General features: G+C 69.9%; 7 protein-coding genes. All 7 read right to left on the reverse strand.

Features of this window, described 5'->3' with window-relative positions:
- Positions 1–10: 10 nt before the first annotated feature.
- Positions 11–2,002 carry an ATP-binding protein gene (locus tag BLU84_RS24865; protein ID WP_074873603.1) on the reverse strand — a complete coding sequence of 664 codons (1,992 nt, stop codon included), beginning with the start codon at positions 2,000–2,002 and terminating at the stop codon, positions 11–13.
- Positions 1,999–2,736 (reverse strand): response regulator, encoded by a 738-nt coding sequence (locus BLU84_RS24870; RefSeq protein WP_074873605.1) that lies wholly within the window; start codon positions 2,734–2,736, stop codon positions 1,999–2,001. Before BLU84_RS24870 ends, BLU84_RS24865 begins: the two co-directional genes overlap by 4 nt.
- Before the next feature lie 371 nt (positions 2,737–3,107).
- On the reverse strand, positions 3,108–3,770 hold the full coding sequence (locus tag BLU84_RS24875; RefSeq protein ID WP_074873607.1) for an outer membrane beta-barrel protein: 663 nt from the start codon (positions 3,768–3,770) through the stop codon (positions 3,108–3,110).
- 202 nt (positions 3,771–3,972) lie between these two features.
- Positions 3,973–4,185 carry a ribbon-helix-helix protein, CopG family gene (locus tag BLU84_RS24880; RefSeq protein WP_074873609.1) on the reverse strand — a complete coding sequence of 71 codons (213 nt, stop codon included), beginning with the start codon at positions 4,183–4,185 and terminating at the stop codon, positions 3,973–3,975.
- A gap of 247 nt (positions 4,186–4,432) precedes the next feature.
- Positions 4,433–5,596, reverse strand: coding sequence for a cystathionine beta-lyase (locus tag BLU84_RS24885; RefSeq protein ID WP_211664603.1), 1,164 nt, complete (start codon positions 5,594–5,596; stop codon positions 4,433–4,435).
- Between the two features lie 361 nt (positions 5,597–5,957).
- Positions 5,958–9,731, reverse strand: coding sequence for a hypothetical protein (locus BLU84_RS24890; protein WP_211664604.1), 3,774 nt, complete (start codon positions 9,729–9,731; stop codon positions 5,958–5,960).
- 10 nt (positions 9,732–9,741) lie between these two features.
- Positions 9,742–12,938: DUF7507 domain-containing protein (locus tag BLU84_RS27400; protein WP_170849245.1), on the reverse strand; the 3,197-nt coding region annotated here is incomplete at its 5' end.

Consider the following 12,938-nt stretch of genomic DNA (forward strand, 5'->3'; position numbering starts at 1 on the left):
CCAACGACGCTCAACCGCCTGCCACCGTCCCGATCGCACGCGCGATCGCCGCGGCCACCTGTTCGCGCCGATACGGCTTGCGCAACAGCTCGAACGCCTCGCCGGCGTTCGCGGTTTCGGTCTCGTAGCCGGAGGTCAGCAGCACCGGCAACCGCGGCCGCAGCCGCCGCGCCGCCACGGCCAGCTCCTTGCCGTTCATCCCCTCGCCGAGCATGACATCGCTGAACATCGCCGCCGCCTCGCCGTCGCCGGCGAGATAACGCAGCGCCTCGGCCGCGCTGCCCACGGCGACCGCGTGATAGCCCGAGGCGCGCAAAAACGCCAGCGCGATCGCGCGCACCGCCGCGTCGTCCTCGACCACCAACACGGTCTCGCCGCGCCCGGGCTCGGGCGCGCCGCCCGCGGGCGCCGGCGCCGCCGCGGGCGCGCGCGCCGCGGGCAGGAACAGTTCCACCCGGGTGCCGTAGCCCAGCGCGCTGTCGATGCGCAGGTCGCCGCCGCTTTGTTTGGCGAAGCCGTAGACCATGCTCAGGCCCAGGCCGCTACCGCGGCCGGCTTCCTTGGTGGTAAAGAACGGCTCCATCGCCCGCGCCAGCGTTTCCGGCGCCATGCCGCGGCCGGTGTCGGCGACCACCACGCGCAGGTAGTCCCCTACCGCCAATTCGCCGCCTACGGCGTCGACGTCGCAGGCCGCAGCTTCGATCGCGATCTCGCCGCCGCGCGGCATCGCGTCGCGCGCGTTGAGCGCGAGGTTGAGCAGCGCCGCTTCCAGTTGCCCGGGATCGGCGTAAGCCGCCGCCAGCGGCTCGACGCAGTGCACATGCAGGTGCACGCTGTCGCCGAGGGTGCGCTTGAGCATGCTCTCGACATCGCGCAGCAACGCCGGCACATCGACCGCGCGCGGGCTCAGCCGCTGCCGTCGCGCGAACGCCAGCAGCTTGCCGGTGAGCTCGGCGCCGCGGCCCACCGAGCGCAGCGCGCTGGCGATCAGTTCGCCGGCCTCGGGCTTGTCGCCGCACTCCAGTTCCAGCAATTGCAGGCTGCCGGACATCACCGTCAGCAAGTTGTTGAAGTCGTGGGCGATGCCACCGGTGAGCTGGCCGATCGCGTCCAGCCGCTGCGAATGCGCCAGCTGTTCCTCGGTGCGGCGGCGTTGCACGAACGCGGCGGCGAGGTTGGCGACCGAGCGCAGCAAGTGCAGGGCATCGTGATCGAACTGGCGCGGCTGCGGCGCGCGCGCCAGCAGCGCGCCCATCGGCCGGCCGCGATCGAGCAGCGGCACCAGCACGCCGCTGCCTGCGGCGGCGCGCAGCGGGAACTCGTGCGCATCAGTACCGGCGAAATCCTCTGCCAGCCGGGTCTGGCCGCTGCCGATGGCGGCGAGCAAGGCCGTCTCGTCGAGCGCGGGCGCGTCCGCATCGCCGTCGTCCAGGCCGACGCCGGCGCGGATTTCCACGCTCTGGCGATCGCCGGACACGAACAACACCGCCACGGTCGGAATGTCGAGCGCGGCGGCCAGCAGCCGCGGCAGCGCATCGACCATGCCCGATTCGTCCTGCGCCTCGAGCGCCAGCTGGCCGATGCGCGCGGCCAGCGCGTCGTAGCGCGCGCGCACCAGCGCCTGGCGCGCGCGCTGGGTTTCGGAAATGTCGCGCACCGAGGCCAGATAGCGCGGGCCGTGTGCGCCGCCGATCGGGCTCAGCGCGATTTCGACCGGGAACTGGGTGCCGTCCGGGCGCAGGCCGATCAGGCTCTGCCCGCTCACGCCCATCGGACGCACGTGCGGCCGCGCCATGTAGTTTTCGCGGTAGCGCTGGTGGCGCTCGCGCGCTGCCGCCGGGATCAGCGTTTCCACCTCCGTCTGCAGCAACGCGCCCGGCGCGTAGCCGAACAAGCGCTCGGCCTGCGCGTTGGCCTGGACGATGCGGCCGTCGCCGTCGACCAGCAGCAGCGCGTCGGGCACCGCTTCGAACAGGCCGGCGAAGGACGCGTCCGCGCTCATGCCGCGCTCACCGCCGCAGCGAACAGATAACCGGCGCCGCGCACGGCCTTGATCAGGCTCGGCGCGGACGGGTCGGACTCGAGCTTGCGCCGCAGCCGGCCGACGGCGACATCGATGGTGCGGTCGTAAGGTCCGGCTTCGCGGCCGTGCAGCGCGCTCATCAGCTCGTCGCGGCTGAGCACTTGCTGCGGCCGCTGCAACAACGCGCGCAGCAACTGGAACTCACCCGTGGTCAGTGCGACCTCCGCGCCGCCGGCGTCGGTCAGGCGGCGCGAGGACAGGTCGAGACGGAAGCCTTCGAACGCCAGGCATTCGGCGGCCAGCGACGACGGCGGCGAGGGTACGCGCCGCAGCACCGAGCGTATCCGCGCCAGCAGTTCGCGGAAGTCGAACGGCTTGGCCACGTAGTCGTCGGCGCCGAGCTCCAGTCCGACCACGCGGTCGACCGCGTCGCCGCGGCCGCTGACCACGATCACCGGGCCGCGCCATTGCGTTTGCAGATGGCGCAGCAGCGACAAGCCGTCCTCGTCGGGCAGGCCCAGGTCGAGCAGGACCAGATCGATCCCGCCCGCGGCCACCGCCACACGCGCCTGCGCCGCGCTGGACGCGGCCGCGGTCTTGCAGCCGTTGGCGCCGAGATAGCGCGCCAGCAGTGCGAGGATGTCGGCGTCGTCGTCGACCAGCAGCAGCCGCGGCTGCGTGGCCGGGACGGCGTCGCTGGAGGGGGAAGACATCGCGCTCGCTCGCAGATACGGCCGGGCCGTGATGGGCGAAGCATGGAGCGATTCGCCGGCAGCGGCAATAGCGTGGCATGGCTGTTGCGGCCGCGCGCGGCGGACGATGCGGATACTTGATCCGGATCAATATCGGCGCGGTTCGGATCGGCTAGGCGCGGCGATGGTTCCGGTACATCGGGCGCGATGCGACGGCATCGGTGCGAACGATGCTGCGGGCGATGCCGGCCGGTCGCAAGCACGCGATGCGGCTTGCATCGTCCCGCGCTGCGCCGTTCGCGCTTGGGCCATGACGGCGCACGCCGCGGCTGACGGTACGCGGCTCGTTTCCGCGCACCGATGCAACCGCGACTGCGCCCGCAAACCCGCGCTCAAAAACTCGCGCGCACGCCCAGCGTGTACTGGCGATTGCCGGCGCCGAAGTCGGCCTGCGCGCTAGCGCCCCAGATCGGATTGAACTTGAGCAGCACGCCGGCGGCGCCGCCGAACTCGCCGTCGTAGACATCGCCGTCGGTGTAGCGCAGCTTGGCCCAGCCTTCCAGGTTCGGCGCCAGATCGCCGCGCAGGCCCAGCGACAGGCGCGCGTCGTCGCCGTCGCTGCGCTCGCGCAGCGCCAGCGGCTTGTGCTCGAACGCCAAACGGGTATTGAGCCAGCCCAGTTCGGCGGTCCAGTCGACGCGCTCGCTCAGCGCGGCGCGATAACCCAGGCCGAGCGCGACCTGTTGCGCGTCCAGGTCCAGCTGCGCCAGGGTGGTCGCGCCGGCGCGCAGATCGACGTCGTCGCGGCCCTTGTACAGCCCGGCGCTGGCGAACCAGTGTACGTTCAAGGCCAGCGAACCGGCGAGATAGCCGCCGCGCGCGTCGATGTCGTCCAGGCCGACGGCGTCGCCGCGCGGCGAGCGCAGCGACTGCGCCAGATAGCCGGCTTCCAGATAGGTGTAGCTGCGTTCCTGCGCGGCCGCGTCGAACGACGGAGCGAACGACAGCGCGCCGGCGAGCGCGGCGGCCAGCGTCCGCGCGATTGCGATGTTCATGTGGATTCCTCGAGGGATGCGATGGACGGCGCAGGCCACCAACGGCGGCGCGCCGTTGCATCCATCTCCCTGGCCCGGATCAGGCGGACATCGCGTGCGCGGCGGTGGACGGCGGGCGCTCACGCGCCCACCTCGCCGGCTCAGCGGACGAGGCGGGACCGAACTGTGAGGACCGGCGCGGGCCGCGCGCGCGGCCGGCCGCTCAGACGAATACCAGCCGCTCGATCTGGCGCGAGCCGGGCTGATCCTGCACGTGCAGTTCCTTGCCTTCCGCGCGCATCTGCTCGAGCAGCATGTAGATACGGATCGCGCGCCGGATCACTTCGGTCTTGTTGGAATTGCCGCGTTCGGCGATCTGCTCGAGTTCGGCCATTTCGCCCGCGTCCAGGCTCAGTGTCATGCGTTGGTGCTTCATCGATCGCTCCGGACAAACAAGACGTATGAAATCGATTAAACGCACACGATAGCGGCTTCCCCTACGTCGGCGACACGATATGGCGCAGTTTATTCATGAATTTTGTGCTTTCGAACGTGGTTGAACTGATTTAGTACGCACTGCATGCGCATCAAATACACATGAACGCGAGTGCGTTTTGCAGCCCCTGCCCTGCACCGCCGATCCGCCGGACGGATCGACGGCGATGCGCGAGGGCTGCAAGGCATCAAGCCGGCAGCTGCGCCAGCGAGGCGCGCAGGTCGTCGATCAAATCGGCGCTGCGCTCCAGGCCGATGTTGAAGCGCACCAGGTTGCGGCCGGCGCGCGGCAGGTCGCGGTGCAGCGAGAACTGCGGCACCACCAGACTGGTCGTGCCGCCCCAGCTGTAGCCGATCTTGAACAAGCGCAGCCGGTCGATGAAGGCGACCAGCGCGTCCTGGCTCAGCGCGGCGTCGAACTCGACCGAGAACACGCTGGCCGAGCCGGTGAAATCGCGCTTCCAGATCTCGTGCCCTGGGCTGCCCGGCAACGCCGGATGGCGCACGCGCAGCACCTGCGGCTGCGCCTGCAGCCACTGCGCGACTTCCAGCGTGCTGCGCTGCAGATGGTCCAGGCGCACGCCCAGGGTCTGCAGGCCGCGCAGGGCCAGGCTGCAGTCGTCGGGCGACACGCCCATGCCGAGCAGTTGCTGGGCGTCGCCGAGGGCGAGGTAGTGCGCTTCGTCGCGCACGGTGACCGAGCCCAGCAACAGGTCGCTGTGGCCGCCGATGTACTTGGTCAGCGCCTGCACGGCGAAATCGGCGCCGTGGCCGAAGGCGTCGAAGAACACGCCGGCCGCGTAGGTGTTGTCCAGCGCCACCGGCACGCCGGCGGCGTGGGCGGCGGTGGCGATGGCCGGCACGTCCTGCACTTCCATCGTCACCGAGCCGGGGCTCTCGCACCACACCAGCTGGGTTTCCGGCCGCAGCAGCGCGGCGATGCCGGCGCCGATCCTTGGGTCGTAGTACTCGGCGCGGATGTTCCAGCGGCTGAGCCAGCGGTCGGAGAACTCGCGGTGCGGGCCGTAGATGCTGTCGGGGATCAGCACATGGCCGCCGGCCTTGAGCACGGCCAGGTCGACCAGGGCGATCGCCGCCTGCCCGCCCGGGGCGATGAAGGTCAGGCCGCCGCCTTCGAGTTCGGCGATGCGCGCGGCCAGCTCCAGCGTGGTCGGGGTGCCGTACAGGCCGTAGGTGTACGGCGTCTCGCGCCGGTCCCAGTGGTCGTGCACGTGCGCGGCGCTGTCGAACAAGGTAGTCGAACCGCGGTAGACCGGGGTGACCAGGGAACGGAAACCGGCCGGCGCCGAGGCGTCGGGGTGGGCGAGTTTGGAACGCCAATCCAGGGGCATGGGGAGGTCCGGGGTCGAGGGCGGTCTGCGCGCGATGGCAGGCGCAAGGCGCAGTCGCGGCCGGCGCGGCGCGCGGCTCCCGAGCTTACACAAGCGCGGCGGCGATCCGCGGGGCGCGCCGGCGCCGTAGCCGGGGCACGACGCCGGAGTGCGAACTGCGACGCGAACCCGCGCGCCGGCGCCGCGTCCCGACCCGCCAGCGGCGGCGTACGCCGCACGCACCGGCGCCGGCTCGCGCCTCGTCGCCTCGCAAGGCCCCACAACGAACTGGGCCCGCCGACGCTAAGCATCGGCGGCCCCGCTCGTTTTCGCACTCCCGATCCGCTCCCGAGCCGAGGCCATGCGCGGCCCCCGCTGCGGCTCAGTAACTGCCGACCATGTTGAGGAACCACCCGCGGTGGTCGTAATCGAAGTTGGTCAGGTCGTCGCTGAACTCGGTGAAGTTGTAGCCCACGCCGATGCGGAAGTTCTTGCCGAGGTCGCGATCCACGCCGAGCAGCACGCCGGTGCGGGTGCCGCCGTCGCGCACGTTCAGCCAACGGTATTCGGCCAGCCCGTGCCAGACTTCGCGCACGCGGTAACGCGCCTGCACCGCGCCGAAGGTGGTGGCCGAGTCGGCCCACTCGCCCTGCAGCCGTCCGAACCGCACCTCGCCCTCGCGCCGCGCCAGCTTGCCGGCGAATTCCCAGCGGTGGTTCGGGTTGTAGACGCCTTCGAACGACAGCACCTGGGTGCGCTGGTCGTAGGTGGCGATGTCCGGCCCGACCTGATCCAGCGAGGACACGTCGTACAAGTACGTGTACTTGCCCAGCAGCGCCCAACGCGTGCTGTTGTACGGACGCCAGGCGAAACCGACATTGCCCTCGACGAACTTGGCGCCGGCCTGGGCGTTGAGCTTGTCCTTGGTCTGCGAGTAGTTGAACCGGCCGGCGACGCGGAAGCTGTCGTCGAACTTGTGCAGGAAGCGGTTGGTGCTGGTCCACTGCTCGCGCTGCTCGGCGCCGCTGTCGCGCCGCCATTCCAGCTTGCTCTGCCACTGCGTATCCAGCGAACTGCGGCCGCCGGTGAGGCTGGCGCCGCGACGCTGGACGTTGCCGAGTTCGGCCTCGCGCTCCAGCGTGGACTTGGTCAGGGCGAAGCCGAGGTTCCAGCCCTCGCCCGGGTAGAAGTCCATGCCGAAGGTGTGGCCCAGGCCGGATTCGTTCGGCGCCTTGAGGAACACGCTTTCGTTGAACAGGTTGACCTGGTTCGACAGGCGCCAGCGCTGGCCCAGGGTCCAGCCGGTGTTGAGGCGGTCGTCGAACAGCGGATCGTAGTCGCTGGTGTCGGTGGAATAGGTGTAGGCGCCGTAGATCGAGTGGTCCGGGGTCAGGCGGTACTCGGCGTCGAGCTTGGCCGCGTCGCCGCGGTCGCCGCTGCTGATCTCGGCGCCGACGCTGGACAGTTCGCCGAACAGGTACTTGCCGCCGACGGTGACCCGGTCGTTGTCGGCGTAGCGGCCCTCGTCGTCGTCGACGGTCTTCTGCGCGGTGGCGAACAATTCCAGCTGGGTGCCGATGCGCTGCTTGTACTGCACCGCGGCCAGCACGCCGGCGGCGTCGAGGCCGTTGGCGCGGTCTTCCTGCACCCGCCGCACTTCGGCGCTGAGCGTGGTCTCGTCGTTGAGCCGCCACTCGGCCGAGGCCTGGGCCTGGGTCAGCGACTGCTTGCCGCGTTCGGCCACGCTGTAGCGCGCGAACACGCGCAGGGCCGGGGTCAGCTCGCCGAAGACTTCGGCGCCGCGCTCTTCCACCGCTTCGTTGGTGTCGTAGCGGGCGATCGAATAGCCCTTGTCGACCCGGCGCCACCAGGCGCCGGCGGTCCACTCGCCTTCGCTCCAGCCCAGTTCCTTGAAGTTGGCGCGCGCTTCGACCGAGCGGGCGCGCCCGCGGCGGTCCTGCAGGCCGGAGTTGAGCTCGGAAAAGCTCAGGCCGCCGTTGTCGGAATAGAAGATCGGCGCGCTGGTGGCCTGGGTGCGGCTGTTTTCGAGCTTGAGGAAGGTGCCGCGGCCGGCTTGCAGGGTCACGTCGGCGCCTTGCAGGCCGTAGTCCTCGCCGGAGCGGTTTTCGTCGATCCAGGTGGCGCCGACGGCGAGGTGCTCGCCGAACCAGTGCTTGCCGCGGAAGCCCAGGGTGGTGTCGTCCGGGTCGAAACCGGTCGGCACGTACTCGTAATCGGCCAGCAGCACCTGGTCGAAACCGTCCAGCGGCGTGTCGCGGGTCAGGCTGGGCGCGTCCTGGCGGGTGATCTGGTCCAGACGCCGGCTCAGCAACACCCGGCCCTGCAGTTCGTCGATCTCGTAATCGGCGCCGCGCACCAGTTCGACCCGGCTCTGCACCCGGCCGGTGGTGCGGTCGCGCACTTCCACCGCGAGCTTGTCCGAACCCGGCAGCAGGTCGCCGTGCTTGAGGTAATACAGACTGCCGTTGGTGCCGAGCAGTTCGGTATGGCCCGGCGCGGTCTGCGCCTGCGAGCCGAACACGCGCAGTTCGCTGCCCGGCTCGCCCAGCGCGGTGCTGCGCCGGCTGCGCCAGCTCAGCGCGCCGCCGTACAGCGAGCGGTTGTACTGGGCGTATTCGGTGCCGGTCAGGCCGGTATCGAAGTTGCCCCACAGCGCCTGGTTCTTGTCCCAGTCCACGCGCAGGTACAGCCGGCCCATGGTGTCGACGTCGCGATAGGTCGTGGAATCGTCGCCGTAGACCGGGTAGTACTGGTCCGGATCGAGGCGGCGGAACACGTCCTGCGGGTCGGCGTCCCAGAAGCCGTTGAACAGTTCGCCGACCTCGCGCTCCTGGGTGTCGGCCTGGGCGGTGACGAGGTATTTGCCGCGGTACTTGCCCTTCAGATAGAACGCCAGCCGCCCGTCCACCACCAGGCTGTCGTCGGCCAAGCGCTTGTCGTTGGCGACCGTCTCGACCGAGCCGCTGGTGCTGCCCTTGTAGGCGGTGACGTCGGCCAGCGCGACCGCGAACAAGTACTTGCCGCTGACGTCGACATCGAGCGCGCGGCGGGTCGCGCCACCCTGGCCGCCGCCGACTTCGACCTCGAAGCGGTGCTGCCCGACCGGCACCAGGTATTCGGCGACGAACTTGCGTTCCAGGTCGATCGGATGCGACTGGCCGTTGATCTTGATCGACTCGCGCTCGGGGATGTTGCGCCCCCCGATGCGGATGCGCGAGCCGTAGATGGCGATGTTCTGCTGGCGCAGGCTGTCCTGGCCGAACACGCGGTCGACCTGGCTGCGCTGCTCGGCGTCCTCGACGCTGAACGCCGCGCCCTGGGTCTTCTCGAACTGATCGCGCAGCAAGCGCGAACCGCGTTCGGCCTCGCTCGGGCTGACCAGTTGCAGGCGGCGCGGATAGGTTTCGTCGACGCTGTCGCCCTCGCCGTAAGCGCGGACGATGTAGACCAGTTCGTCGCCGGGCCGCAGGTGCAACGCCGGGTCGAGCTCGCCGCTCCATTCGGTGTCGGCGACCGCGGCGCTGGGCAGTTCGACCCGCGCGATCGGCGTCACCAGGTCGGTGTCGGTGGCGCGGTACAGCAGCACCTCGGCGCGCTTGATGAAGGCCGAATAGTTGTTGTACGCGTAGAACCGCACCGGCTTGACGATGCGGCCGTTCTCGAACGCCAGCAGCGACGGCGCCGATACGGCCATGCGCGGCTGGCCGAGGTTGGGATCCTCGGTCGCCCACACCACGCCGCCGCCGGGCAGTTGCAGCGACCACTTGCCGACCGCGATCGCCTGGCCCGGCTGCAATTCGCCAACCCACTTCGAACGCGGCACTTCGGCCTCGATGGTGACGCGGCGATCGGGCTGCAAGGTTTCCGAGGACGAGCGCTCGCTGGTGCCGACCGTCTCGGGCTGGCGCTTGCCGCGCGTGCGCAGTTCGAACAGCACGCCTTCGCCATCGCTGCAGCCGTTGTCGCCGCAATTCAGCGGCGACGCGCCGGCGGCCTGGGCCGCGGCGGCCGGCGCGGGAGCCGGCGACGCCGTCGGGGCGGCCGCGGCCGGCGCGAGCGGTTGCTGCGCGCCGGCAACCTGGGAAAGACCGGCCAGGATGCCGATCAGGGTGTAGTCCAGTAGTTTCATCTTCATGGCGGGCCCCTTATTTCTCGCTCTTGCCGGCGGGGGCGTCCGGGTCGTTGCTGGTATCCACTCGCAAGTTCTTGCGCACCTGCGGACTGGCGTGGGCGACGATGGCGTCGTAGACCGCCTTGGCCCGGCGCATGCCGAGCGCGACGTTGTAGGCGTCGGACGCGCGCTGGTCGGTGTGGCCGATCACGACCACGCGGTTCCCCTTCAAGTCCTCCAGCACGGCCGCGATCTTCTTCAGCAGCGGCAGGTACTTCGGCTTGACCGTGGATTTGTCGGTGTCGAACAAGACCTCGCCGAGCTTGGGCCATTCGGCGAAGCCCACCACCATCGTCTTCGGATCTTGCGCGTCGGTGCGCACGCTGATCTGCAGCGCCTTGAGTTGCTCCGGCGTCAGCAGCGACTCCAGCGACTTGCGCACGGCCAGGGCGCGGTCCATCGCCAGCGCCTCGCTCTCGCCGTTGGCGGTGATCACGACTTCGCCGCCGCCGTACTCGCGCACCTTGGCCGCCATGTTCTCCACCGCCGGCAGGTAGGCGGGCTTGACCGCGGCGCTGCCGGCATCGAAGAACACCTCGCCGATGCGCATCTCCACGTCCTGCTTCGCGCCGGGGATCTCGCCCGGCGGCAGCTTGACGCCGAAGTCGAAGCGGACCGGCACGCCCGGAGTCAGACGGCGCACCAACGGGTTGTCGGTGGTGATCCGGCTGCCCGGCGGCAAGGTCGCCGGATCGAGCTTGAGGATGAAGTTGCGCCCACGCTCCCACGGACCGCCGGCCACGCCTTCCAGGTGATAGCGGCCGAACTGGTCGGTTTCGATCAACAGGCCCTCCACCGACGCCAGGCGCACGCCCGGGATGCCGCGCTCGTCGACGCCGTGGTTGCTCACGATGTAGTCGACGCGGTAACCGCCCTCGGCCTGCGCCACCCGGCGTTCGACCTTCGGGTCGGCGCCGGTGAGGCCCTTGGCGGCCTCGCCCGTGCGTTCCACCCGGGTGTTGCCGGCCGCATCCATGCGCACGGTGACGCCCTGCGCGTTGCTCAGCACGAAGTCGTCGGTGAAGCTCGGCTCGCGCAGCAGCTGGCTGATCGTCACGGTGTGCGCGGCGACCGGATCGGCGTCGGACTGGCGGCCGCCGATCTTGCCCAGGGCGATGCCGTGCAGCATCGGCGAACTCGCATCGGCTTCCGGTTTGGCGCCGTCGCCGCGATCGACCGTGGTCGAGTGGGCGATGTAGGCGCCCGGCGCGAAGCCGCCCTGCACGCGCAGGTCGGTCAGATCGGCCGGATCCTGCCAGCGGTCCTCGTCGCGGTCGTCGAACACGCTGCCGATCAGCAGCGATTCGTCGAGCAGCGGATCGGAGCTCAGTTCCACCGTCGCCGTGGCGATGTTGGAACGCTTGCCGCCGTCCTCGGCGTAGGCGCTGTTGACGTGGCTGCCCGGCCGCACCGATGCGCCCACGCGCAGCAGGTAGACCACGCTCGCCGATTGGCCGGCCTGGATGTCGAGGCCGTCCACGCTCACCGGGTAGGTGCCGACCAGGCGGCCCTGGCCGTCGCGGTCGGCGACCTGCAGGCTGCCTTCGACCAGACTGAAGCCGGCCGGCGGCGTGTCCACCAGGGTCGCATCGATCGCGTCGGTTTCGCCGACGTTCTTGATGGTCACGGTGTAGCGCACCAGGTCGCCGATCTTGACCCGCTGCGGACGCGCCTGCTTGCTGACGACGAGGTCGCTGTCCTGCTCCGGTTCGACCGGCATGATCGCCGTGCCGGTCGCGGTCGCGGTGCCCGAGGTCTGGCCGCCGCCGCCCCCGCTGCCGTAGCGCGCGGTGACCGTGACCACGTTGTCCAGGGTGCCGCCGCGGTTGGCTTCCTCGCGGGTGATGGTGTGGGTGTAGACCTCGCAATCGGTGGACTGGCCCGGCGCGAGCGTGGTGGTGCGGCACGCCAACCGGGTCGGCGCGTAGCTCGCGAGCACGTCGCTGGTGTCCATGTCGTGCAGGGTGATGTTGCCGGTGTTGGTGATGCGCACCGCGTAGCTGATGACGTCGGCGACGTTGCCCACGTTCTTGGTGCCGTTGTCGACGCTCAGGCTCGCGACCTTGACGATGGCCACGGCCGGACGCGCCTGGATCGGCACGGTCACGCTCGGCTTGCAGGACGCGTCGGTGGAACCGGCCGCGCAGACGTTCGGCGTGGTGGTGGTCACCGTCGCGGTGTTGACCACCGCGGCGGCATCGACATCGGCCTGCACGATCTTGTAGGTACCGGTCAGCACGCAGGTGCGGCCCGGATCCACGCTCGCGCAGGTGATGGTGTTCGGCGCGATCTTGTCGTCGGTCACCACCACGTCCTTCAGGGTCACGTTGCCGGTGTTGGTCACCGTGATCGAGTAGGTCAGGGTGTCGCCGACCGTGATCGAGCCGCTGCCGTCCTCATCGGCATTGCGGTCCATGGTCTTGACCGAGGTCAGGCCCGGGGCCTGGACCACCGGCACGGTCACGCTCGGATTGCACTTGGGATCGCTGCCACCGGCGACGCAGGGCGACGGCACGCCCGGCGGCGTCTCGGCCCGGACCACTGCGGTGTTGCGCACCGCACCGGCGTTGGCATCGGCCTGGGTGACCCGATAGGTGCCCGTGAGCACGCAGGCCTGGCCCGGTTCGACGGTCGCGCAGACGGTCGAGTTCGGCGTGATCCTGTCGTCGGTCACCGTCAGGTTGGTCAGCGCGATGCTGCCGGTATTGGTCACGGTGATCGTGTAGGTCAGCGTGTCGCCGGCCGTGACCGAACCGCTGCCGTCTTCGTCGGCATTGGCGGTCATGGCCTTGACCGAAGTCAGATCGGCCTTCTGCACGACCGGCGTGGTGACGGTCGGGTTGCACTTGGCATCGGTCGAGCCGGCCGGACACACGTTCGGCGTCGAGGTGCCGACGGTGGCCTTGTTGACGATCGAACCGGCGTTCACGTCGGACTGCTGGACCTTATAGGTACCGACCAGGTCGCAGGTTGCCGCAGGAGCCAGCGTGGCGCAGGTGATCGTATTCGGCGTGATCTTGTCGTCGGTGACGACCACATCCGTCAGGGTCACGTTGCCGGTGTTGGTCACGCGGACGCGGTAGCTCAGCGTGTCGTTGACGGTGATCGAGCCGCTGCCGTCTTCGTCGGCATTGCTGGTCTGGGTCTTCTCCGAGGTCAGGTTCGGCGTCT

Source organism: Lysobacter enzymogenes (assembly GCF_900106525.1).
Taxonomy (GTDB): Bacteria; Pseudomonadota; Gammaproteobacteria; order Xanthomonadales; family Xanthomonadaceae; genus Lysobacter; species Lysobacter enzymogenes.

Excerpts from the sequence above, each read along its gene's own strand:
- BLU84_RS24865 (WP_074873603.1), bottom strand. The coding sequence starts at position 2,002 with ATGAGCGCGGACGCGTCCTTCGCCGGCCTGTTCGAAGCGGTGCCCGAC.
- BLU84_RS24870 (WP_074873605.1), bottom strand. The coding sequence starts at position 2,736 with ATGTCTTCCCCCTCCAGCGACGCCGTCCCGGCCACGCAGCCGCGGCTG.
- BLU84_RS24875 (WP_074873607.1), bottom strand. The coding sequence starts at position 3,770 with ATGAACATCGCAATCGCGCGGACGCTGGCCGCCGCGCTCGCCGGCGCG.
- BLU84_RS24880 (WP_074873609.1), bottom strand. The coding sequence starts at position 4,185 with ATGAAGCACCAACGCATGACACTGAGCCTGGACGCGGGCGAAATGGCC.
- BLU84_RS24885 (WP_211664603.1), bottom strand. The coding sequence starts at position 5,596 with ATGCCCCTGGATTGGCGTTCCAAACTCGCCCACCCCGACGCCTCGGCG.
- BLU84_RS24890 (WP_211664604.1), bottom strand. The coding sequence starts at position 9,731 with ATGAAGATGAAACTACTGGACTACACCCTGATCGGCATCCTGGCCGGT.